Consider the following 22,655-nt stretch of genomic DNA (forward strand, 5'->3'; position numbering starts at 1 on the left):
CCTTCGGGTGACTTTTTTGTTACAATAGCTAGAAAAAATCAAGGCCTTAGAAGGAGAAAAATAATGAAAGTCTATCAGCATGTAAATATCGTGACTTGTGACCAAGATTTCCATGTGCATCTGGATGGTATCTTGGCTGTTAAGAATTCTCAAATCTTCTATGTTGGTCAAGAGAAGCAAGAGATTCTAGATCAAGCTGAGCAGATTATAGACTATCAGGGAGCCTGGATGATGCCTGGTTTGGTCAATTGTCACACCCATTCAGCTATGACAGGCTTGAGAGGGATCAGAGATGATAGCAATCTCCATGAATGGCTCAATGACTATATCTGGCCAGCAGAAGCAGGCTTTACTCCTGACATGACTACCAAGACGGTCAAAGAGGCTCTGACAGAGATGCTCCAGTCAGGAACAACAACCTTCAATGATATGTATAATCCCAATGGTGTGGATATTGAAAGAATTTATCAGGCAGTCAAGGCATCTAAGATGCGTTGTTATTTCTCACCGACCCTCTTTTCTTCAGAGACAGAAACGACTGCTGAGACTATAAGCAGAACACGATCCATTATAGAAGAAATCTTAGAATATAAAAATCCAAATTTCAAGGTTATGGTAGCACCCCATTCTCCATACAGTTGTAATCAAGACTTGCTGCAAGCGAGTTTAGACATGGCAAAAGAGCTGAATATTCCTATCCATATCCATGTAGCGGAGACCAAGGAGGAATCAGGAATTATCCTCAAACGATACGGTAAACGCCCCCTCGCCTTTCTAGAAGAACTAGGTTACTTAGATCATCCGTCTGTCTTTGCTCACGGGGTTGAACTAAACGAGAGAGAAATTGAACGCTTGGCAACTTCTCATGTGGCTATCGCCCACAATCCTATCAGTAATCTAAAACTGGCCTCAGGAATCGCTCCAATCATCCAACTCCAAAAAGCAGGAGTAGCAGTGGGAATTGCGACTGACTCGGTTGCTTCCAATAATAATCTAGATATGTTTGAGGAAGGACGGACCGCAGCTCTCTTACAGAAAATGAAGAGTGGAGATGCCAGCCAGTTTCCAATCGAGACAGCCCTTAAGGCACTGACAATCGAAGGGGCTAAGGTTCTAGGAATGGAAAAGCAGATAGGAAGTCTAGAAGTCGGCAAGCAGGCAGATTTTCTGGTTATTCAACCTAAGGGAAAAATCCATCTTCAACCTCAGGAAAATATGCTTTCTCACCTCGTATACGCAGTTAAATCCAGTGATGTTGATGATGTCTATATTGCAGGAGAGCAGGTTGTCAAGCAAGGCAAAGTTTTGACAGTAGAAATTTAAAAAAATTTTAAAAAAGTTTGCAAAAATCTTGCATTCTTTTTTTGTCTATGCTATACTTATATACGGTTTGAAAAAACTGCCTAAGACAGTAGGGGAGCTCGACTCGTAAAGATCCTACCGAGGACAAAACGTATCATGTAAAAAGAAGCGTATTGTACTTTCGTGTCTAGGTTTGGGCGCGTTTTTCTTTTGAAAAAATTCCCCAAGCAAAATAATTACGGAGGTGAACACACTAATGAGTGAAGCAATTATTGCTAAAAAAGCGGAACTAGTTGACGTGGTAGCTGAAAAAATGAAAGCTGCTGCATCTATCGTCGTTGTAGACGCTCGTGGTTTGACAGTTGATCAAGATACAGTTCTTCGTCGTGAGCTTCGTGGAAGCGAAGTTGAGTATAAAGTTATTAAAAACTCAATCTTGCGTCGTGCAGCTGAAAAAGCTGGTCTTGAAGAACTTGCATCAGTATTTGTTGGACCATCTGCAGTAGCATTTTCTAACGAAGATGTTATCGCACCAGCGAAAATCTTGAACGATTTTGCTAAAAACGCTGAAGCACTTGAAATCAAAGGTGGTGCAATCGAAGGCGCTGTCGCATCTAAAGAAGAAATCGTTGCTCTTGCAACTCTTCCAAACCGCGAAGGACTTCTTTCTATGCTCCTTTCTGTACTTCAAGCACCAGTGCGCAACGTTGCTTTTGCAGTCAAAGCGGTTGCAGAAAGCAAAGAAGACGCAGCTTAATCTTAAGCTACGCAGTGTAGCCTAGCTACGAAAAAAACTATTATAAAATTTAAAACTTATTTGGAGGAAATAACAATGGCATTGAACATTGAGAACATTATTACTGAAATTAAAGAAGCTTCAATCCTTGAATTGAACGACCTTGTAAAAGCTATCGAAGAAGAATTTGGTGTAACTGCAGCTGCTCCTGTAGCTGTAGCTGCAGCTGGTGCTGCTGACGCTGGTGCTGCTAAAGACTCATTTGACGTTGAATTGACAGCTGCTGGTGACAAAAAAGTTGGCGTTATCAAAGCTGTACGTGAAATCACTGGTCTTGGACTTAAAGAAGCTAAAGAACTTGTTGATGGTGCACCAGGTGTTATCAAAGAAGGCGTTCCAACTGCAGAGGCTGAAGAAATCAAAGCTAAATTGGAAGAAGCTGGAGCTTCAGTTACTCTTAAATAAGAGGCATATACCAATTAGAATTCGGAATACTATAGTATCAGCCTTTTAGAATCGTGAACACATTTTAGAAACTGATAAATTAATTTAGTTTCCTGCCAAAAACCCTACCAAAAATTAATTTGGCAGGGTTTTTCTTTTTAATAAAAATATTTTGGAGAACAGTTGAATATTGTTCTCCTTTTTTTATTTTCTGGAGGGAAAATGACAAAAGAATTACAATCATCACGCTATATCGTCATTTCATTTTTAGTACGTGAAATGGGAATTGACATTGTTGAAGCCATCTCTCTTATGGCTGAATTAGAAAAAAGTGGCTTGGTTCGCTTGGAATCAAATGGCGATTTAATACTCAAAGAACTTGGAGGAGAGCTATGAAACGAATTACCGCAAATCAATACCAAACTTCAGAACGGTATTATAAATTACCTAAAATTCTTTTTGAGGATGAGAAATATATGGATATGAAACTAGAAGTAAAGGTGGCTTATTCTATTTTAAAAGATCGTTTAGAATTATCTCTCAGTCGTGGTTGGATAGATGAAGAAGGCGCGGTCTATTTAGTATTTTCTAATTCTAAACTGATGAGGCTGTTAGGTTGTTCGAAGTCAAAATTACTGTCCATCAAAAAAACTCTTAAAGAATATGACTTAATTGATGAAGTTCAACAGTCTTCAAGTGAGAAAGGAAGACTAGCTAATAAGATTTATTTAGGGGAATTATCTTCTACCCCAGTAGGTAATTCAAACAGGCCTAGTGTTAAAAAAAGACTAGGGCAGGTTGAAAATCAAACGGCCCCCGTCTCACATTCAGCCCCTAGTGAGACTGAAGTTAGTGAGACTAAATATAGTGAGACTGATTCTTTATTTATTGAGGATGAGGAGGATAGGAATACTCAACCTATCTTGAAAAGAAAAGTAGAAAAGGTCACAAAATATGATCGAGATTATATTTGGGGATTGGTACAAGATCAATTTAGACGCGAAGGTTTTTCTGAAACAGCCAGTGAAATTGCTATGACTGATTTTGAGAAAATCTATCAGTATGCTCTAGATAATGTCCGCTTTGTTAGACGTGCGGAAGTGCTTGCTGAATTTGTGTTTAACGGCTTGTATTCTGTTTGGAATAACCGTGTTAGAAAAGGAGGTGGTTAAATGTCGCCAATCGAGTGGATATTAGTTATGCTCATTTTCATTTCAAGTGGTTTGACTCTTTGGACATTAATAGTCGATCAGAAAGGGGTAATCAAGAAATGAAATTTATTGATTTATTTTCAGGTATCGGTGGTTTTCGACTAGGAATGGAAAGTGTCGGACACGAGTGTATTGGATTTTGTGAGATTGATAAATTTGCTAGAGAATCTTATAAATCCATTTTTCAAACGGAAGGAGAAATAGAATTTCATGACATACGAAATGTTTCAGATGATGAATTTAAAAAACTTAGAGGGAAAGTCGATATCATCTGTGGGGGATTCCCTTGTCAAGCATTTTCAATCGCAGGAAGACGATTGGGATTTGAAGATACTAGAGGAACTTTGTTCTTTGAAATTGCTCGGGCGGCCAAACAAATCCAACCACGTTTTCTTTTTCTTGAAAATGTTAAAGGCCTACTCAATCACGATAAGGGACGGACGTTCACCACAATCCTTACCACACTTGATGAGTTGGGGTTTGATGTTGAGTGGCAGGTGCTTAACAGTAAGGATTTTGGCGTTCCCCAAAACAGAGAGAGGGTGTTTATTATCGGACATTCTAGAAAGAAAGGTACCAGACTCTTATTTCCTTTCAGACGAGAAGGTCAAGCAACTAACTCTGAGATTTTAAAAACATTAGGAAATTTGAATCCATCAAAAAGTGGAATGAGCGGTAAAGTTTATTATTCAGAAGGTCTTGCGCCAACCTTAGTTCGTGGGAAAGGAGAAGGATTTAAGATTGCGATTCCTTGTATGACACCAGACAGATTAGACAAGAGACAAAATGGTAGACGCTTTAAGGAAAATCAAGAGCCGATGTTTACTTTAAATACTCAGGATCGTCATGGCATTGTCGTTGTTGGAGATTTACCCACTAGCTTTAAGGAGACCGGTCGCGTCTATGGAAGTGAGGGCTTATCTCCAACACTGACTACGATGCAAGGAGGAGATAAAATTCCCAAAATACTGATTCCAGAACCAATCCAATTTTTAAAAGTCAGGGAAGCAACTAAAAAAGGATACGCTCAAGCAGAGATTGGAGATTCAATCAATTTGGAAAGACCAAGTTCTCAGTATCGGCGTGGTAGAGTTGGAAAAGGTATAGCGAATACGTTAACAACTAGTGGTCAAATGGGAGTAGTGGGTAGCTATGAAGGAGAAGATAAACAAGTTTATCATGTAGCTGGTGTCTTGATAGATGGACAATTTTACCGTCTGAGGATACGACGAATCACTCCTAAAGAGTGTTTTCGCTTGCAGGGCTTTCCTGATTGGGCTTTTGAAGCTGCGAGAAAAGTCTCTAGTAATAGTCAGCTCTATAAACAAGCTGGTAATAGTGTAACCGTTCCTGTGATTGCCGCGATCGCAAAGAAATTAAAAGAAATAGAGGAAAAAGATGAAAGCATTAAATAAAGAATCAATACTAGATTGTGATGAATTAGAAACAGAATTACATGATGCAGAAATCAAACAGCTGGATGAACAATTATTTTTGATGCCCAATTATCCATGTGAGTTTGAAGTAACATTTTTAGATGATTACCATAAAAAACACAACTACCCACTATTTTACGAGTCCTATCTTCAAAACGTTATGGAATTCCTTGAAAGTCAAGACATAAAGAATGGGGTTGATGCCTTTGTAGATGATAATCAGAATCTTGTTTTTGTTTTATATGGACAAGGCTATCGAGCCGAGGGAAAAGAAGGAATACTTACAACCCAAGTAACTGTAAAAGCTTATGATGAAGACAAGAAATCGATTAACTTCTCAAATTCATTAGATTCCTTAATCGTCTCAGAATATCAAATGGAACCGAATCTTTGGGAGGTCTCCCATGATTGATCTCTATCTAAGTAAAAATAGCCAAAGAAATCAACTTCTTTTGGATTTCTTTCAAAAGTATGGCATCGAGGTGTCTTGTCATTCGATTTCTGAAATGACAAAGGATAAATTAATTGAGATGATGAGCTATTCTTCAGATTGTTTTGAGTTTCTATCTCCCAATTTATTACGATTTAAGAACCGTGACAATCTAAGATTAACGGATTTCATTGAAATGATATTAAAAAATCCTGAACTATGCATCAGGCTTCCTCTTGCGGTTTCAAATAAGAGAGTTTATCCAAATCTGAATTTGGAAGAGGCTAGAGCTCTATTGCCAAGAGATACGAAACAATTGATTTACATGGCACAAACACATTATTTATCTAGTTAAAGGAGAAGCAATATGGCTGAACGATTTTGGGAGAACTTGTCCATTATTTTGGCTGAAAGAAATATTAGCTGGATTGAGTTAACCAGAAAAATGTTTGCGGGAGAGTTTCACTATCCAAGTGAATTGAATCGTTTGTATCAAAAAATACGCCACTACAAGATGGAACAACGAATGCCTCAAAGTCCATGGGTAGAAAGGATTGTGCAGGTATTAGATTTAGATTATGAAGATTTATTTCGGAGGTAACTATGAAAAGAATAATTCCAGTTTATATATTCCAACAAGTAAATGTCTTATTGGTATCCCTATACTTACTGAAATTGCTTTGTATTGGTGAGTTAACCATACTACAGATTCTCTATTGTGCGTCGCTCATTTCTTTTTTATGGATGTATGGCCAACGAAAACAAGTGGTCAAGGTCAATATGAAAACTAGGATGAAATGGCTTGGTATTGGATTCGTTAGCCTACTGATTATAAGCCTATGTTTTAGTCTGATTCATGCTCAAGGAACCACGAATCAAGCAAACTTAATTGGACTTCAACATCAGGTTCCTTGGTTTTCATTTTTATTGTTCTTAATCAATGCGAGTATGGTTGAAGAATTTCTGTATCGAGAAATTTTATGGAACCTGGTCAGAAAATTAGATATTCGAGTTGCTTTGACAAGTGTTTTATTTGCCTTAGTACATCATCCAGGAACCATTCTAGCTTGGTGTTTATATGTTTCACTTGGGATCTTTTTAGGGATGGTGCGCTATAAATCGGACTTATGGGGAAGTATGGGTCTACATTTGGTGTGGAACCTACTAGTTTATAGTTTGCTGCTTTTTTAGACAAACAAAGTATAAATTTCTAATTATCTTTTTATATTTTCTTAAATGCTCGTAAAGCCTTATTCTATGTGCTTTCGAGTATTTTTACTGTAGGAAGATACTTCACGTTTCTTTGCATATTTCCTCATGTCTTAGCTGTCAGAAGTGGTAAATAAGTAGTAAATTCATTTGTACTACTAAGCAACAAGACGCTCCTGTTGCTTCTCTTTATTCAAGCGTTTCATTTCTGCCATTGCAGAATCGAATGTTGCATGTGCGTAATAGTTCAGCGTCATGGCTATATTAGCATGTCCCATAATGTACTGTAATGCCTTTGGATTCATTCCTGCATTTGCATAGTTGGTACAGAATGTATGTCGCAAACTATGTGGAGTGATGTGTGGCAATTTATCCTCGTTATACTTATTGTATTTCTTAACAAGACCTTTCATCATGCCGTTGTAATCACTTGCCACTTTTGGATAGTTCTTTCTATTAAGAAAGAGGAAATCACTATATCCATCAATCTCAACACGCTTATCATTCTTTCGATTCGCTAACACTCGCTTAAATGCTTGATAGGCTTCTTCAACCATAGGAACTTGACGTTCGCCACTTTTGGTCTTTGGTGTTTCAATGTAGTACCCAATTTCAGTATCTCTCAATAGCTGATGGTCTATATTGACAAGACGATTCTCAAAATCTAAATCTGGAAGTGTCAAACCACCAAACTCTGAAATACGAAGACCTGTTTTTAAGAGTATCAGAATTTCATCATAATTTTTGCTGTAGGTTTTATCAGCTTTTGCAAAGGCTAACAGTTTTTCTTCCTGTTCTTCTGTTAGTACGGTCTTAGGGACAGTATCATCATCAAGAACTGCTTTCAGTTGAAAGTCAAATGGATTCTTCCGAACACAATCATCTTGTATAGCAATATAGAATGAAGCCTTTAAAGAACGTTTGTAGTTATTGATGGTTTGATAAGCATAACCATTTTCACTCATTCTAATAGCCCATTCTTTAGCGTCTGATGGCTTAATACTGTCAATACTTCTTACACCTAACTTGTCTTTCTTCAAAATATCCATAAGATATTTGCGTCCAGTTTCAGTGTTTTTTCTAACCTTTGGTCTTTGAGCGTTCTGTTTTGCGTAAAGCTGGCAGAGTGTCATTTTCTTTCCTACAACATCAATACCATCATGAATGTCTTTCTGTAACTCTGCGATTTTCTCTCTAAGTGAGATACAATCACGCTTTCCTGCTGGTACTCGGTCTGTAGCCACAAGTTTCCACGAGTAAACAAATTGCGGTTCTCCAAATGAATCTATATATTTGTATAAGTATCTTCCGTCTTTTCGTTGGCTCTCTCCAGTCTTTAAGATTCGACCTTTATTGTCACGTCTTTTTTCTGACATGGCATTTGCTCCTTTCCTTTATGGAAAGAGCCTTGATACGACTTAATACTATTTTATCATATACAAGACCCTTTGGCGACGCTAGATTGCGTCCAATGTATCTATAATTTTTTCAAATTGTTTTCGTTTAATCTGAATACGATTGCCATTCATAATCAGCCAATTTGCATTTTTATTTTCCTCTGCCAAGCGTCGTAGCTTGTTTTCGCCAATACGAAAATATTTTGACGCTTCTTCAATGGTTAGGGTATAACGTTCCCAAATAGGAATGTCAGTCTGCTTCATAAAATCCTCCTTTCCAAATCACTTATTTGGATTTCATAAAAGTTGTTTTACCAGCAATCGAACAGCTTTAGCAAAGCTCACGGGAGTTCCACCCCTGCATGGTTCTCATGTAGCCATACTCATTGCCTGCGACGGTTTTATCACGCTCGGACTATTGACTGTATGGGAGTATCATTATCACGATAAGAATGTCGTTGCAGGCAATCCTGCTAAAGATTGCTTCTCGGATCACTAACATGAATCGCTCGCTATCTTTATAAGATAGGTCATGGCGGTTAGTTCCGTTGGCTCTTTTCTTATCGAAACGTATTCGATTACTTTTATTCAGTTTTCAAAGAACAATGGCTCGTTAGCCTATCAAAACACATTGAAAGCTCAATATGCTTTGGTGGAATAACAAACCTCCCTGTTCGGGAAGCGTGGAATGGTTTAGCACGCTTCCACGAAAGGAGAGAGGATATTACTTAATTTCAAATGACAAAATCTTTGTAATCAGTCTGGTTTCCATTCTTCCACGTAAGACTTCATCAACGACCATACTTTGATTGCCATATTCATCTTTCATAAGTCGTAGGGAACGCTTCGTTATGTACCCTCTGTAATGATGTAGAATCTGGTTAATCGCTTCGGTATCGCCATCTGTTGCCTTTACAATGAGAGGAAAGGGAATCATAGGATATTGTGTTTTCATTCTTCAAATTCCTCCATAAACTTTTTAATTAAGGCTAGTCCACTGGTTCTATGCCGATAGACAGTAGAACGGTTCAATTTCAACAGGTCTGTAATTTCTGAATCGCTCATGTCCATAAAGTAAAACAGCAGTAGAATTTCACGTTTCTTGTCTGGCAACTCACGTAATGCTTCACTCAACAAATCATTTTCAACGCCTACTGATAACCCATTGAGTGTAAAAATCTGAAAGTCAGTTGAATAGTTATCTGTTGTCGCAAACTGGCTAACAAGATAATCGCCAACATCCGAAAAGGACACCTCACGCTTTGCAATCCTTGAAAGATAAAGCATATAATTCTTTCGCTCGTCTTCCATAGCACGTTTACAGATATAGTCAAACTGATTTTCTATTGTGGTCTGAAAAGAAGATGGTTTCATGTTTCTCACCCCCTTTCTGTCTAGGAAAGGAAGTGAGCCTTGCTCGTTTATCTCCTTTCACTCTTAGTCCCAATGTGAAAGGGGGATTTGTTGCATTACTGATAAATAAACTTTGTAAAAAAGTTCTGAATAGCCAAAAAAGCATATAAACAGATTTATTTCTCTGTTTACATGCTTCTGTTATTCTATCTATATGATTTATAAAACCACATTGGTGGACGTACTTATCTATTGCAGATAGACGACTTTTTTTGACAAGAACCCAATGTAAGGAAATTTATTGTATATGATGTACTTCATGGCGACGTTGACCTCCAACAAACCGCCATTTGGAAGTAATATACAATATTTTAACAGCGTAAATAGCACTACCATATAACGGTTTTTTTATTGGCGTTTAGTAGTGCTTTTTATTAAATATAAACCTATAAACCATATAACACGTTTTTCTATACCTGTTTTTAATTCAGTAGGAACAATAAAATGTATAGAGGTGGTCTACTATGCGTAAAAAAGAAGATAAATATGATTTTAGAGCCTTTGGTTTAGCCATTAAAGAAGCTCGATTGAAACGAGGTTTAACTCGTGAACAAGTGGGAGCATTGATTGAAATTGACCCACGGTACTTAACTAATATTGAAAATAAAGGGCAACACCCCAGCATACAAGTTCTTTATGACCTTGTATCGTTACTTCATGTTTCCGTTGATGAATTTTTCTTACCTGCTAATAACTTGGTAAAAAGCACCCGACGATTACAGATAGAGAAATACATGGATAGCTTTACAGACAAAGAACTATCCTTAATGGAATCTTTAGCCAGCGGTATCAACGAAGCAAGAAACATCGAAGACTAATTAAAAGAATCCATACATAACGGAAAGAGCCGATAAAATGAGATTGTATTAATCTCATTTTATCGGCTCTGCGTCTTTGCGTCTGGCTCTGTAATCACAGTTACTTTGAACTGCTTTATTTCAATTAAATTTTCTTGTCTGCATTTCGGACAATAGAGGGGGAATTTTTTTAATTCAGTATCTTCCCTTATCTTTAATCGTGTTTTATTTCCACATACAGGACATGTTGAGGCGGTAAGTTTGCTAGTCAAGGAGTAAAACGACGAAGATTAGCATTTACTTCCGCCCATGCGATAGCTGTCCGTGATTGACAAGTGCTAGCACGCAGACAGAACGGAGATAGCGAACCGCTGAGTGTGTCGCTCTGCTCGTAAAAGCTTAGAAACCTTTGAACGAAAGGGATAATGAAAGCCTTGATTGCAAGGCTTTTTGCTTTATGGTGGGTAAGTATCAGAGTGAGAAAATTTTTGGAATGAGTAGAAGTGATAGCTAGAAATTATCAGTTTCTATTTCCATTTACCCTGTGGGTACGTGTTTGTTTCCATTGACAAGGAGTTTGTGGGAATAGAAATGTACCCACCTTGTTTGAATCAAGTGAAGTGTAGTTGAAGGAAATCTGTTGAAAGCAATACTTCATTTTACCGAATAAGTAATAATTTAGGCAACTTCAAATCGATTAAAAAAAACTATTTTAAAGGTTAAGAGTAGACAAAAATTGTCCACTCTTTTTTGCAAACTCAATTTATCAATAAATGAAATGAGGGAATGTAAAATGAAATATTTTGAGGTTGAGTTAGAAAATCCTGATGAATTTTTAAAACTACAAACAGAAGATTTTGTGAAAGCTAATCGCTTGCTACTAAGGAAGATAATCCAGAGCGTTACAGTCTATGAAGAAAACTTCGTCATATCCTTTAAATCTGGCATCGAATTGGAAGTATGAGTCTCATTCCATAACTTTTATATTGAACATATCATCTTGTTGTGTTATACTATAAATTGATATAAACAAAGATGTAGGAGGAACCGAAACTATGACAGCCTCAATGCGTTTAAGATAAGCTGGCAATAAAAAAAGCAGAATCTATACCCGATGATAGGCTTTTTTGTTGTGCTTATTTATACGATATTGAGCATTCATTAGTTACGGTGAGGATATTGGTTATTTAACTATACCTTTATTTAACTATGTCTTTAATATGAATGTTTCCAAATTGTATGTATGCAGACCAAAAGCCACATTGTGGGGTTTGGCCTGCATTTTTTATTGCCTAGAATGCTATTCAAAATAGAAATTCAAGCAAAATAATATGCAGGAGATAATATAAATGGAAAAATACAACAATTGGAAACGAAAATTTTATGCAATATGGGCAGGGCAAGCAGTATCATTAATCACTAGTGCCATCCTGCAAATGGCGATTATTTTTTACCTTACAGAAAAAACAGGATCTGCGATGGTCTTGTCTATGGCTTCATTAGTAGGTTTTTTACCCTATGCGATTTTGGGACCTGCCATTGGTGTGCTAGTGGATCGTCATGATAGGAAGAAGATAATGATTGGTGCCGATTTAATTATCGCAGCAGCTGGTGCAGTGCTTGCTATTGTTGCATTCTGTATGGAGCTACCTGTCTGGATGATTATGATAGTATTGTTTATCCGTAGCATTGGAACAGCTTTTCATACCCCAGCACTCAATGCGGTTACACCACTTTTAGTACCAGAAGAACAGCTAACGAAATGCGCAGGCTATAGTCAGTCTTTGCAGTCTATAAGCTATATTGTTAGTCCGGCAGTTGCAGCACTCTTATACTCCGTTTGGGATTTAAATGCTATTATTGCCATCGACGTATTGGGTGCTGTGATTGCATCTATTACGGTAGCAATTGTACGTATACCTAAGCTGGGTAATCAAGTGCAAAGTTTAGAACCAAATTTCATAAGGGAGATGAAAGAAGGAGTTGTGGTTCTGAGACAAAACAAAGGATTGTTTGCCTTATTACTCTTAGGAACACTATATACTTTTGTTTATATGCCAATCAATGCACTATTTCCTTTAATAAGCATGGAACACTTTAATGGAACGCCTGTGCATATTTCTATTACGGAAATTTCCTTTGCATTTGGGATGCTAGCAGGAGGCTTATTATTAGGAAGATTAGGGGGCTTCGAAAAGCATGTATTACTAATAACAAGTTCATTTTTTATAATGGGGACCAGTTTAGCCGTTTCGGGAATACTTCCTCCAAATGGATTTGTAATATTCGTAGTTTGCTGTGCAATAATGGGGCTTTCGGTGCCATTTTATAGCGGTGTGCAAACAGCTCTTTTTCAGGAGAAAATTAAGCCTGAATATTTAGGACGTGTATTTTCTTTGATCGGAAGTATCATGTCACTTGCTATGCCAATTGGGTTAATTCTTTCTGGATTCTTTGCTGATAAAATCGGTGTAAATCATTGGTTTTTACTATCAGGTATTTTAATTATTGGCATTGCTATAGTTTGCCAAATGATAACTGAGGTTAGAAAATTAGATTTAAAATAAACAATATTGGAGGAATATTTATGTATCTTATTTTCATGTAACTCTTCCTGCTAAAATCGCAGGGTTTTCCCTGCATACAAGCAAATGAAAGCATGCGATTATAGACAGGAGGAAATGTTATGGAATTAATATTAAAAGCAAAAGACATTCGTGTGGAATTCAAAGGACGCGATGTTTTAGATATAAATGAATTAGAAGTATATGATTATGACCGTATTGGTTTAGTAGGAGCAAATGGTGCTGGAAAAAGCACTTTACTCAGGGTACTTTTAGGAGAATTAACTCCCCCAGGATGTAAAATGAATCGTCTGGGTGAACTTGCCTATATTCCCCAGTTGGACGAAGTAACTCTGCAGGAGGAAAAAGATTTTGCACTTGTAGGCAAGCTAGGTGTTGAGCAATTAAATATACAGACTATGAGCGGTGGTGAAGAAACAAGGCTTAAAATAGCACAGGCCTTATCGGCACAGGTTCATGGTATTTTAGCGGATGAACCTACGAGCCATTTAGACCGTGAAGGAATTGATTTTCTAATAGGACAGCTAAAATATTTTACAGGTGCACTGTTAGTTATTAGCCATGACCGCTATTTTCTTGATGAAATAGTAGATAAAATATGGGAACTGAAAGATGGCAAAATCACTGAGTATTGGGGAAACTATTCTGATTATCTTCGTCAGAAAGAGGAAGAACGTAAGAGCCAAGCTGCAGAATACGAACAATTTATTGCGGAACGTGCCCGATTGGAAAGGGCTGCGGAGGAAAAGCGAAAACAGGCTCGTAAAATAGAACAGAAGGCAAAAGGTTCTTCAAAGAAAAAAAGTACTGAAGACGGAGGGCGTTTAGCTCATCAAAAATCAATAGGAAGTAAGGAAAAAAAGATGTATAATGCTGCTAAAACCCTAGAGCACAGGATTGCGGCCTTAGGAAAAGTAGAAGCTCCGGAAGGCATTCGCAGAATTCGTTTCAGGCAAAGTAAAGCATTGGAGCTCCATAATCCATACCCTATAGTCGGTGCAGAAATTAATAAAGTATTTGGGGATAAGGCTCTGTTTGAAAATGCATCTTTTCAAATTCCGTTAGGAGCAAAAGTGGCGTTAACTGGTGGTAATGGAATCGGAAAAACAACTTTAATCCAAATGATCTTAAACCATGAAGAAGGAATTTCTATTTCGCCTAAGGCAAAAATAGGTTACTTTGCACAGAATGGTTACAAGTACAACAGTAATCAGAATGTTATGGAGTTTATGCAGAAGGATTGTGACTACAATATATCAGAAATTCGTTCAGTGCTAGCATCTATGGGGTTCAAACAGAACGATATTGGAAAAAGTTTATCTGTTTTAAGCGGTGGAGAAATTATAAAATTGTTGCTTGCTAAAATGCTCATGGGTAGATATAACATCCTAATAATGGATGAACCCAGTAACTTCCTTGACATACCAAGTTTAGAGGCTTTGGAAATACTAATGAAGGAGTACACCGGAACTATCGTGTTTATCACCCACGATAAACGATTACTCGAAAATGTAGCAGATGTAGTTTATGAAATTAGAGATAAGAAAATAAATCTGAAACATTAAATTTAAGGTAGTCGCTGGTCAGTATAGTCTGTTCTGGTTGGCGACTCCATTGTTAAAGAGTATAAAGACTTTAGATTTTATGAATATTAAAAATAGGAACAGTCAATTGAACTGCTCCTATTTTTCTGCTAAATATATTGTAGTTTTCTTATATGTATAATGATAGATTAGCGGATTCTCATCTACGGTACTTACTTCAAATATGAAGAAGTGATCGCGGTTATCTCTGGACTTTTCCTTATTGAGGACAAAGTAATTCTTACGTGAAGTCGCCATTGTTTTTAGGATATCATCAGTTAGGAAGGTCAATGGAATATTCATGTTAGAGTAGCGGTAGAAGTCACGTTCAAAATCTTGGTAGCTCTCGCTATAATAGTCCATTTGTAGGTGATTACGCTGAAACTCAAGCTGATTCATAGAGCACCTCCTCGACAAGTTCAATACTAATAATGTCTTTTAATTTCAAATTGATGTGACCTGTTGTAGTTTTTATCAAAATGAAATCTTTGGTCAGACTTGGTATTGTTCCAGTGTAGGAAACACGCTTGTTTTTTTCAATCACTTGAATGCGTGTGCGTAGCTGCCCGGCGTATACTTGACTGAGGAGTAATAATTTCTTCTCTAGTGATAAGTCAGACATGTACGTTACTTTGTTTGTATCATCAGAGAGTGCTGATGCATGTTCAGATAGGAAAAAGCCCATCCATTTTTGCATCTTTGTATCCTGGTACTCTCTTGCTGATTGAAATGGTAAATATGAACGGTCAATCATATCAAATCCTTTCTATGCAGAGGCAAGGGTATTTTTATCAAATTGAATCGTAAAACCTTGAATTCCCCCACCTGTGTAACATTCTTTAAAGCGATTGATTACCTCAGTATAGATTATCACAGATGAGCTTGTTGGCTTAATGCTAAATGTAAATTCCAATGGTAATCGGTTTTCAGATTTAGCATGTACTAGTCGTATCGATATTTCAGTTGTTTTGAGTTTTCTCTGACGAAGTTTTGAAGTTGCTGTTTCAACGATTCCATGTAAAAATCTTTCAAGCATTTCAATATCATTACATCCTTTGCTACGGATTTCTGAAAATTGTACTGTATTTTTTTCTTGTTTCATTTTAATCCCTCCAATCCACCCGCGGAATGACCACCGATAAGTTTACTGCGTTCAATATTTCTGGAACCTTCAGTTAGGACGGTTCCTTTTTGTATGGCTAAAAAACCAAACTGTTCTCTGACAACATCAATAGCTGTCTGAAGTCTATTATCTTTTTCAATTTGTTCTACATCATCAAAGAGTGATAGTAGAGTATAGCTTTCATCTACGAAGCCACTATAAGATACACCAATTTGTCTCACTGCACCAGAGGTGTATTTTTTCGGAATAATACAAGTACATGACTCACCATTGTTTTGGGGAGATTTGCGGGTTCAATTTTATTCTGAGCATTTATAGATTTTTTCATCTCAGTCCTAGAATAGCCAATATGAATAGAAACGACAGTAGTCAATACTAGGGCTACTGTTCCGTTCCACAGTATCATTTAAAAATCATTTTCACACCCTTTCGTCTATTAGTATAGAAGAAAGCTCTCAGCACACAATATCCACTTGTAGTTTATAATAACTATCTCCTCCTTTACACTTTAATTCAAATCTTTATTAAAAAATATTTCATCTTATTTAACAAGAAACCATATTTATATAACAACATAAAATACACTAAGTTATTTTATTGAACATATATCGTACTTTATCTATCCGACTATTTGGACGACGGGGCTGGCAAACAGGTTCACCGGTAGTAACATGGTACCCTTTTAACTCTGTTAAACAAACACTACGTCCATTTGTAAAGAAAGTTAAATCACTACGATATTCTTGAATACACCGAGCAGGGATTTCTCCACTAAGAATGACCTCATTATTTTTCAATTGAGTGTCTACGATGTTCGCACAATATTTAGGAGCATCGGTGTATGCTCGTGAAAGATATTCCTGTGGCGCATAAATTTTAAAACTAAGATATGGCTCTAACAATTCTGTTCCAGCTTTTTTTAAGACTTGTTCCAATACAATAGGAGCAAGCATCCGAAAATCTGCTGGGGTACTAACAGGGCTATAGTATAAGCCATACTTAAAACAGATTTTACAGTCCGTCACATTCCAACCATACAATCCTTGTTCACAGCCATAGCGTATCCCTTCCATAACTGCATTTTGAAATGATTGATTTAAGTATCCAAGAGAAACCGAGCTCTCATACTGCATTCCACTTCCCAACGGAAGCGGTGATACAGATAAACCAATGGAAGCCCAGAAAGGATTCGGTGGAACTTCGATGTGAATGGTATACTCTGCTTTTTTTAACGGTCTTTCCATATAAATGACTGCAGGCTCTTTTATTTCTATCTCCACATGATACTTTTCTTGCAGCAGAGCACAAGTCACTTCCATTTGTACTTTCCCTAAGAAAGAAAGTATGATTTCATGTGTCGCAGAATCCACATAATATCGCAGAAGCGGGTCACTGTCGGAGATTTCTAAAAGTGCATCAAGTAACATTTCCCTTTGTTGAGGTTTGCTCGGTTCAACAGTCGTTTGCAGCAGAGGGAGGGGATTTTCAATTCTCTCTCTCTGTGGCAATAGCTTTGTATCTCCAAGAACACTATTTAACTTCAAAAACTCATTCTGCAAAATAACAATTTCCCCGGAATAAGCCTTATCGATTTTACATAATTCACCATTTATTGAAGTATACATTTCTGTAATTTTTATTTTTTCCTTTTCCGATATTCTAACCGAATCTCGCAAATGCAGTACGCCACTATAAAGACGTATATATGCAAGACGCTGTCTTTTTTCCGAATACTCAATTTTGAAAACTTTTCCGCAAAGTTCAGACTGACCTCGATGTGTTGATGAATAAAATTTATTCGTAATCACTTCTATAAGGTTATCAATCCCTATATTGTTTTTTGCACTTCCGTGATAAACAGGGAACAGAGAACAATTCTGAAATCTTATGCTTTCCTCTTGTTCGAGTTCCAATGCTTCTAATGATTTACCGGACATATATTTCTCTAAAAGGTCATCGTTTCCCTCTATTACCGTATCCCATTGTTCAGATTCGGTAAAGTTCGTCACACACATATTAGGATACAGTTCTACCTTCTGTTTGATTACAATTTCGGCAGAAAGTTTCTCTTTAATATCCTGATAAACCGTTGATAAATCAATTCCATTTTGGTCAATCTTATTGATAAAAAAGATTGTGGGAATCCCCATTTTCCTAAGTGCATGAAATAATATACGAGTTTGTGCTTGTACGCCATCTTTTGCAGAAATCAGTAGAATTGCCCCATCTAAAACTGATAATGAACGATATACTTCTGCTAAGAAATCCATATGTCCTGGCGTGTCTATGATGTTCACCTTCGTATTTTCCCACTGAAAAGAGGTTATTCCTGTCTGAATTGTAATTCCTCTCTGACGTTCTAAAAGCGTATTATCCGTCCTCGTTGTACCTTTGTCCACGCTTCCTAATTCTGTAATCGCTCCACTGTTATATAATAAGCTTTCTGTTAAGGTAGTTTTTCCTGCATCAACATGAGCTAAAACTCCAATATTAATAATTTTCATGTGATTTTCCTCCATTCAAAAACCCAAAAGGGCATAAAAATCCCAGTGATAAATACTTTTATCACTGGGATTTTTATGCATAACCATAGGTATACAAAGCATACAGATATTCTCTGGATACTTTAGAATCACATGATAAAGGTATTCTTAAACTGGGTACAAAAAACTAAGCCCTCCTAAAAAAGGACATCCAATTATTTGTTCCCACTATCAAATTGACAGTTTATTTAAGAATACCTTGCCGCATATTTATTAACTCCTTTTAAATAGATACTTAAATTATAGCACGTAAGAGCATATTTGTAAAGGAATCTCCAATTTTTTATCAAAGAGAGTACGTGATTACAAAATAGCTGTAATAATGTACCAATATTTGTTATTCTATAATCTTCCAATTACTCCCGTTCTTTTCAAGTACCAAATCAAATTGAGATACCTGCGTTGCTTTGGTCTGCTGGTCGATATACTCCACTGTCAGCGATACCGTGACTTGATTATCCTTACGATTGTGAATAGGATTTACCAGTTCTTGAAAGATGTACTCTTTTCCGATTGGTTTTAATATCCCGTCATTCACATAGTAGGAAAGTTCACTGGCTGTCGCTGTAGGATAGAGCTTGAAGAACGTCGTTAAAAACTCATTGATTTCATTGGTTGTAATGGAATCAACCGTCCCCTCACTTTCAATGGCTTTTGGTTTATAACTTGATTTCTTAGGTATGTTGGTAATGGTCGGATTCTTAACCAGTACCATATTTCCAGAACCATCTACATAGACACTCACTATATAAGCAGAGTGGACGGTCTTTGTATTTTCTCCCTCTGTAATGAGCTGGTCTACACTGTAGGTTACATTAAACTCATTGTCGCCAGTTGGCTCTACCGTCCATATCTGAAATCCTCTTACAGAAGACGATACAGGAATATCTTTGCGTACTGTATCAACATTGAGAGCTTGAAGTTCATCTGTCAGATAGCCTTTTAGACTTTCCATTCGATTATCAATGGACTTATCGGATTGCTCCCATGAATAGTAGACTTTCGCAAAGTTCTCTACAAAATTTTCTACATGATGAGTATCAACGTATTCCTTTTCTATGATAGTTGTTTCGTGAATAGTATGAGTATCTATAGCTGTAAAGTGCTTGAATATCGCAAAGCTGAAACTAAGCCCTAAAAGTACCCACAAGGCAATCACAACCTTTTTATGAGGATTGACCTTATAGTAGACACGAGGTTTCTTTTCCTTTGGTATCTGTTTTTCTTTATTCTGATTTTTTCTAAATTTCATCATTAAATCTTCCTTTCTCATTGTTTGATTCGTCCTGCTCCCACTAAATGCTGTTGCCAGTAGGGGCTTGTTAAGTCGGCATAACCGATTGGGTCGCCTGCATGAAACATACGGTTATTGCCAAGGTATATCCCAACATGAGTAATATAAGAGCCAGCGTTATAGGTAGAATGAAAGAAAACCAAATCGCCAGCTTGTGCTTCCGATAGTGGGATATGCTGGGTCACATCATATTGCTGTTGTGCGGTTCGTGGTAAGTTAATTCCAGCTTTTCCATACGTCCATTGTGTCAGTCCGCTACAATCAAAAGAAGTAGTCGGGGAAGCTCCACCGTAAATGTATCGCCAGCCCTCATATTTCAGTGCTTCGTCCATGATGGCTTGTACCGTATCATCATCAAACTCTGTTGTGACAAGATACTGCGTTACCAGTTGCACATAAAACATATTGCCATAGTTGTATCGCCAGCCCCCATTGATAGGTATGGCTATGGGATTGGGGTAAGACACTTTTTCGCCACCTGAATACTCTTTTGAGAAACTTTGAGCCAGTTCAAAGGTATATTTATTTCCACGATTAGCCACATACCCTAAGAAACCACCACCATAATTGTAGGACTGGATAACCGATTCTAAATCTACACTGAGCCTTTCGCTACTGGCTAATAATTCACTGAAATACTTCACACCTTGCTTAATGGATTCTTCTGTACTCAATGAATTAGGTGGAAGACCGAGGGATTCCGAGGACTGCATAACATCTTCCGCAGTACCGCCCGATTCCACCTGTATAATCGCAAGAAGTATGTTGACATATTCTTCAACGCCATATTCTTTGGCATATTTTTCTACCATAGGCTTATGAGCCAGCACTTCTGCGGAAACATTCACACCTCCATAATGAATATTGGAAATTCCGCTGTCCTGTTCATCTGAAAATAAAATGGCAACAAACAGAAGCAGTGAGAAGACCATCAAGAATAATCCAGAACCACCAATCACTAAAGTTTTCAACTTCATGGTTTCTTACCGACTTTCTTAATGGTGGCGGTTTTGATTGGTGGTCTACTTCTTGTATTTTGTAGTGGTACTCTTTGAACAGTAGACGGACGTTCTTTTGTGATTGGACGTTGTGAAGTTCTATCTGCTGTAGTGGTTGAAGTTGCTGGCTTTTGAACGGTTTTTTCTTGAACGGTATTGCCTTGGCGTTCCACTTTTGGACTTGAAAAATCGGACTTAACTGCTGGACGCTCTTGTTTGGCTTGTTGAGATTCCTTATATGAAGTCTGAATATTAGACTGTTTTGAGGTCTGTTCATCATGATATTGTTCTTGTCTTGTAGTCGGTCTTTCATGAACAGAAGAAGCAGGCTGTTTTTTCTGTTTGACCTGTTCCATTTCAGAGCGACGCTTCGCAATGGTTTTTCGCCTTTGTTCCTGCTGTTCCTTGCGTCCACTGGCTCTGTCCGCTTTGGTTTGAGAAATACTACTGGTTAAATCACGGACATTCTCTTTTACTTTGGATTTTCCTTGATATACTGCATATCTTGCATTGGTCGGCAAATCTTTAACCTGTTCTTTCAAACCACTAGCAGTGTCTACCATTCTGTCTTTGGTATCAGCTACTGTACCGATGGTTTGACCGATACGTTTTCCAAGTGTTGATTTTTCCTTTCCGTCTGGTCGGGAGTGATCTGCTTGTGTCCTTGCAGAACTCCCCGAACCCGACTGTCCTTTTTTACCTGTAACAATGGCAGACCCAGCCCCTAGAGTAGTCATGGAACGTCCAAGTTTCCGCTGTAGACGGTGCATGTGAGCGTGCATAAGCATACGAGGTTTTCTCATCACACGACTTCCCACACTTTGAGAATCGTTACTCTGTAGAGAAAACATACTCATTAAATCGCCCAGCTTGAAGTAGATTCCTGCAAAGGTCACAATCTGTAGAAAAGCAATCAAAAAGAACGGATAACCAGCCGATAAGGTATAGAGCATGGTTGAAATACTAAATGCTGTCGTAATAATCAATGTGATTCCAGCTCGTGTCAAAATGGTATTAAAGAGCTTTGTTATGGCTCGTTTTGACATACCATCAAATGATGGAATCATGCTTAAAATAAAGCTCACAGGCAGAAACATAGCATAGATGATAAAAAGTACCTGCGAGAAAATCATGATTCCTGTTAATAGGAATACAAATATGGAAATCCCAATATTGAAGACAAATAGGAAGAAGACTGTACCTAAACGGTTAATGGTCTTTGTAATGGTTAGATTGGTATTGCTTCTGTCTTCAATTTCTTCCGCAACAATTTTTTCTCTGTCTTCGCCATTGTTGGAATCTGGGCTGGTGGAGAGCAGGCTTTCCACACGGTCAATACCGATACTTTCAATGTCTGAACTGTTGTATTGAAGCAGTAGCCACGGTTGCTGAACCTGTATGGAAAACAGGCTATCTCTGATTAAGTCCACTCTGTCCTTGCCTTGACTATCGGAATGGGGCATGACAATCTTCGTGCCAAGTGATAAACTGGCATTACTGATGTCTGATGAAAAGTCATTGATTTTTTTAATGTAGTCGGGAGCGTAGGCAATAAAGGAAGCCGATAGGATAAACACCAGCACAAAATTCATAATGGCATGAATTGCCTTTGTGGTTTCTCTCTTTATCAGTCCCGTATAGGCAACATAAACCCCAAGAACCAAAATCAAGAGTAAGAGGAATCCAACATAGAAACCCTCTGTTGAAAATCCGTTTGCACTCACACCAGCTAAGGTCTGCATATTCTTACCAATGGAATCTGCTGTAGCGGAAATGAAGTCTAAGGAATAGGCTTCCTGTACTAAGTAACCTGTCGCATTGGAAACATACAAACTGATTGTCCAAATAAAATTGGTAATGGCATATAGTCCATACATGACCTGTTTTCCAATCCCGTCCGACCAGTTCCACGGAAGCCAGCCCCAGCTATTATCCACATAAAAATCCAGTTGATAGTTTTCAAGTGGGTATCGGCTGTATTCATTTGCCACATTGACCGTATCATCTACCAAGCCCGCAGCTTGAACCACCGTTCCCAGCATGGCTAAAAGAAAAATGGCAATCACAAGTGTGAAAGCCACTGTCATTGCCACTTTACCTAGACGTTTCAGCGTCCAGTTTGATTTTATTCTGTTTACTATTGATGGTTTCACA

28 protein-coding genes, 1 pseudogene and 1 other annotated feature are annotated in these 22,655 nt (G+C 37.7%); of the genes and pseudogenes, 15 read left to right on the plus strand and 14 right to left on the minus strand.

Annotated features, from left to right (window positions below; translation table 11 throughout):
* The first annotated feature begins 63 nt into the window (after positions 1-63).
* From STO1_RS03500 to STO1_RS03550, 10 genes are all read left to right on the plus strand, one after another.
* Positions 64-1,323 (plus strand): TRZ/ATZ family protein, encoded by a 1,260-nt coding sequence (locus STO1_RS03500; protein WP_096421993.1) that lies wholly within the window; start codon positions 64-66, stop codon positions 1,321-1,323.
* A gap of 61 nt (positions 1,324-1,384) precedes the next feature.
* Positions 1,385-1,520: a sequence feature (ribosomal protein L10 leader region), on the plus strand.
* Between the two features lie 38 nt (positions 1,521-1,558).
* On the plus strand, positions 1,559-2,059 hold the full coding sequence (gene rplJ, locus STO1_RS03510) for a 50S ribosomal protein L10 (protein ID WP_045617357.1): 501 nt from the start codon (positions 1,559-1,561) through the stop codon (positions 2,057-2,059).
* Between the two features lie 75 nt (positions 2,060-2,134).
* On the plus strand, positions 2,135-2,503 hold the full coding sequence (gene rplL, locus STO1_RS03515; protein ID WP_096421995.1) for a 50S ribosomal protein L7/L12: 369 nt from the start codon (positions 2,135-2,137) through the stop codon (positions 2,501-2,503).
* 201 nt (positions 2,504-2,704) lie between these two features.
* A complete protein-coding gene (locus STO1_RS03520; protein WP_000159606.1) occupies positions 2,705-2,878 on the plus strand; it encodes a hypothetical protein in 174 nt (57 codons plus the stop codon).
* A complete protein-coding gene (locus STO1_RS03525) occupies positions 2,875-3,654 on the plus strand; it encodes a replication initiator protein A (RefSeq protein ID WP_000822774.1) in 780 nt (259 codons plus the stop codon). The genes STO1_RS03520 and STO1_RS03525 overlap by 4 nt, the downstream gene beginning before the upstream one ends.
* 98 nt (positions 3,655-3,752) lie before the next feature.
* Complete coding sequence (gene dcm, locus STO1_RS03530; RefSeq protein ID WP_000668587.1) at positions 3,753-5,108, plus strand: DNA (cytosine-5-)-methyltransferase; 1,356 nt, start codon at positions 3,753-3,755, stop codon at positions 5,106-5,108.
* Complete coding sequence (locus STO1_RS03535) at positions 5,092-5,541, plus strand: hypothetical protein (protein WP_000645892.1); 450 nt, start codon at positions 5,092-5,094, stop codon at positions 5,539-5,541. The genes dcm and STO1_RS03535 overlap by 17 nt, the downstream gene beginning before the upstream one ends.
* The gene (locus STO1_RS03540) at positions 5,534-5,914 is read left to right on the plus strand and encodes a thioredoxin domain-containing protein (RefSeq protein ID WP_000566534.1); all 381 of its coding nucleotides are present in this window, start codon (positions 5,534-5,536) and stop codon (positions 5,912-5,914) included. Before STO1_RS03535 ends, STO1_RS03540 begins: the two co-directional genes overlap by 8 nt.
* Before the next feature lie 12 nt (positions 5,915-5,926).
* Positions 5,927-6,160, plus strand: coding sequence for a hypothetical protein (locus tag STO1_RS03545; protein WP_000840776.1), 234 nt, complete (start codon positions 5,927-5,929; stop codon positions 6,158-6,160).
* 2 nt (positions 6,161-6,162) lie between these two features.
* Positions 6,163-6,750, plus strand: coding sequence for a CPBP family intramembrane glutamic endopeptidase (locus STO1_RS03550; protein ID WP_000821303.1), 588 nt, complete (start codon positions 6,163-6,165; stop codon positions 6,748-6,750).
* A 176-nt stretch (positions 6,751-6,926) separates the two neighbouring features.
* On the opposite strand, the gene STO1_RS03555 is transcribed toward STO1_RS03550, so the two are convergent.
* The gene (locus STO1_RS03555) at positions 6,927-8,144 is read right to left on the minus strand and encodes a tyrosine-type recombinase/integrase (protein ID WP_001291561.1); all 1,218 of its coding nucleotides are present in this window, start codon (positions 8,142-8,144) and stop codon (positions 6,927-6,929) included.
* Positions 8,145-8,225: 81 nt separating this feature from the next.
* Positions 8,226-8,429: an excisionase gene (locus STO1_RS03560; RefSeq protein ID WP_000814511.1), complete on the minus strand. Its 204-nt coding sequence runs from the start codon at positions 8,427-8,429 to the stop codon at positions 8,226-8,228.
* Between STO1_RS03560 and STO1_RS09880 the strand changes: the two genes are divergently transcribed.
* Entirely contained in the window at positions 8,413-8,664 is a 252-nt protein-coding gene (locus STO1_RS09880; protein ID WP_001845478.1) for a hypothetical protein, read from the plus strand. The two genes, STO1_RS03560 and STO1_RS09880, sit on opposite strands and share 17 nt — an antisense overlap.
* Positions 8,665-8,889: 225 nt before the next feature.
* Here the strand turns inward: STO1_RS09880 and STO1_RS03570 are convergent, their stop codons facing one another.
* Both STO1_RS03570 and STO1_RS03575 read right to left on the minus strand, forming a co-directional pair.
* Positions 8,890-9,120 (minus strand): helix-turn-helix domain-containing protein, encoded by a 231-nt coding sequence (locus STO1_RS03570; protein WP_000857133.1) that lies wholly within the window; start codon positions 9,118-9,120, stop codon positions 8,890-8,892.
* A complete protein-coding gene (locus tag STO1_RS03575) occupies positions 9,117-9,539 on the minus strand; it encodes a sigma-70 family RNA polymerase sigma factor (RefSeq protein WP_016399599.1) in 423 nt (140 codons plus the stop codon). Before STO1_RS03575 ends, STO1_RS03570 begins: the two co-directional genes overlap by 4 nt.
* Positions 9,540-10,042: 503 nt before the next feature.
* Here STO1_RS03575 and STO1_RS03580 point away from each other — a divergent pair.
* Positions 10,043-10,396: a helix-turn-helix transcriptional regulator gene (locus STO1_RS03580; RefSeq protein ID WP_001227347.1), complete on the plus strand. Its 354-nt coding sequence runs from the start codon at positions 10,043-10,045 to the stop codon at positions 10,394-10,396.
* A 59-nt stretch (positions 10,397-10,455) separates the two neighbouring features.
* Here STO1_RS03580 and STO1_RS03585 read toward each other — a convergent pair whose 3' ends face one another.
* Positions 10,456-10,647 carry a cysteine-rich KTR domain-containing protein gene (locus STO1_RS03585; RefSeq protein WP_001860868.1) on the minus strand — a complete coding sequence of 64 codons (192 nt, stop codon included), beginning with the start codon at positions 10,645-10,647 and terminating at the stop codon, positions 10,456-10,458.
* Positions 10,648-11,168: 521 nt separating this feature from the next.
* On the opposite strand from STO1_RS03585, the gene STO1_RS03590 reads away from it, so the two are divergent.
* The 3 genes from STO1_RS03590 to msr(D) all read left to right on the plus strand — a co-directional run bounded on the left by STO1_RS03590 (position 11,169) and on the right by msr(D) (position 14,525).
* Positions 11,169-11,339, plus strand: coding sequence for a hypothetical protein (locus tag STO1_RS03590; RefSeq protein ID WP_000873143.1), 171 nt, complete (start codon positions 11,169-11,171; stop codon positions 11,337-11,339).
* Positions 11,340-11,724: 385 nt separating this feature from the next.
* Complete coding sequence (gene mef(A), locus STO1_RS03595; protein ID WP_000417519.1) at positions 11,725-12,942, plus strand: macrolide efflux MFS transporter Mef(A); 1,218 nt, start codon at positions 11,725-11,727, stop codon at positions 12,940-12,942.
* 119 nt (positions 12,943-13,061) lie between these two features.
* Entirely contained in the window at positions 13,062-14,525 is a 1,464-nt protein-coding gene (gene msr(D), locus STO1_RS03600) for an ABC-F type ribosomal protection protein Msr(D) (RefSeq protein WP_000420313.1), read from the plus strand.
* A gap of 117 nt (positions 14,526-14,642) precedes the next feature.
* On the opposite strand, the gene STO1_RS03605 is transcribed toward msr(D), so the two are convergent.
* The 9 genes and pseudogenes from STO1_RS03605 to STO1_RS03650 all read right to left on the minus strand — a co-directional run bounded on the left by STO1_RS03605 (position 14,643) and on the right by STO1_RS03650 (position 22,654).
* The gene (locus tag STO1_RS03605; protein WP_001072467.1) at positions 14,643-14,942 is read right to left on the minus strand and encodes a DUF5960 family protein; all 300 of its coding nucleotides are present in this window, start codon (positions 14,940-14,942) and stop codon (positions 14,643-14,645) included.
* Entirely contained in the window at positions 14,929-15,297 is a 369-nt protein-coding gene (locus STO1_RS03610) for a hypothetical protein (RefSeq protein ID WP_000567222.1), read from the minus strand. Before STO1_RS03610 ends, STO1_RS03605 begins: the two co-directional genes overlap by 14 nt.
* A gap of 12 nt (positions 15,298-15,309) precedes the next feature.
* On the minus strand, positions 15,310-15,645 hold the full coding sequence (locus STO1_RS03615; RefSeq protein WP_000806926.1) for a DinB/UmuC family translesion DNA polymerase: 336 nt from the start codon (positions 15,643-15,645) through the stop codon (positions 15,310-15,312).
* Positions 15,642-15,887 carry a hypothetical protein gene (locus STO1_RS03620; RefSeq protein ID WP_001813542.1) on the minus strand — a complete coding sequence of 82 codons (246 nt, stop codon included), beginning with the start codon at positions 15,885-15,887 and terminating at the stop codon, positions 15,642-15,644. The genes STO1_RS03615 and STO1_RS03620 overlap by 4 nt, the downstream gene beginning before the upstream one ends.
* Before the next feature lie 363 nt (positions 15,888-16,250).
* On the minus strand, positions 16,251-18,170 hold the full coding sequence (tet(M), locus tag STO1_RS03630) for a tetracycline resistance ribosomal protection protein Tet(M) (protein WP_096421997.1): 1,920 nt from the start codon (positions 18,168-18,170) through the stop codon (positions 16,251-16,253).
* Positions 18,171-18,185: 15 nt separating this feature from the next.
* Positions 18,186-18,233 (minus strand): annotated as a pseudogene (locus STO1_RS09995) (hypothetical protein); the annotation flags it as partial.
* 313 nt (positions 18,234-18,546) lie between these two features.
* The gene (locus STO1_RS03640) at positions 18,547-19,482 is read right to left on the minus strand and encodes a conjugal transfer protein (RefSeq protein WP_001224320.1); all 936 of its coding nucleotides are present in this window, start codon (positions 19,480-19,482) and stop codon (positions 18,547-18,549) included.
* Positions 19,479-20,480 (minus strand): bifunctional lytic transglycosylase/C40 family peptidase, encoded by a 1,002-nt coding sequence (locus STO1_RS03645; protein ID WP_000769867.1) that lies wholly within the window; start codon positions 20,478-20,480, stop codon positions 19,479-19,481. Before STO1_RS03645 ends, STO1_RS03640 begins: the two co-directional genes overlap by 4 nt.
* Positions 20,477-22,654, minus strand: a complete 2,178-nt coding sequence (locus tag STO1_RS03650) for a CD3337/EF1877 family mobilome membrane protein (protein ID WP_006146375.1) — start codon at positions 22,652-22,654, stop codon at positions 20,477-20,479. Before STO1_RS03650 ends, STO1_RS03645 begins: the two co-directional genes overlap by 4 nt.
* Position 22,655 lies beyond the last annotated feature (1 nt).

The sequence above is a fragment of the Streptococcus oralis subsp. tigurinus genome (assembly GCF_002356415.1).
GTDB lineage: Bacteria > Bacillota > Bacilli > Lactobacillales > Streptococcaceae > Streptococcus > Streptococcus oralis_F.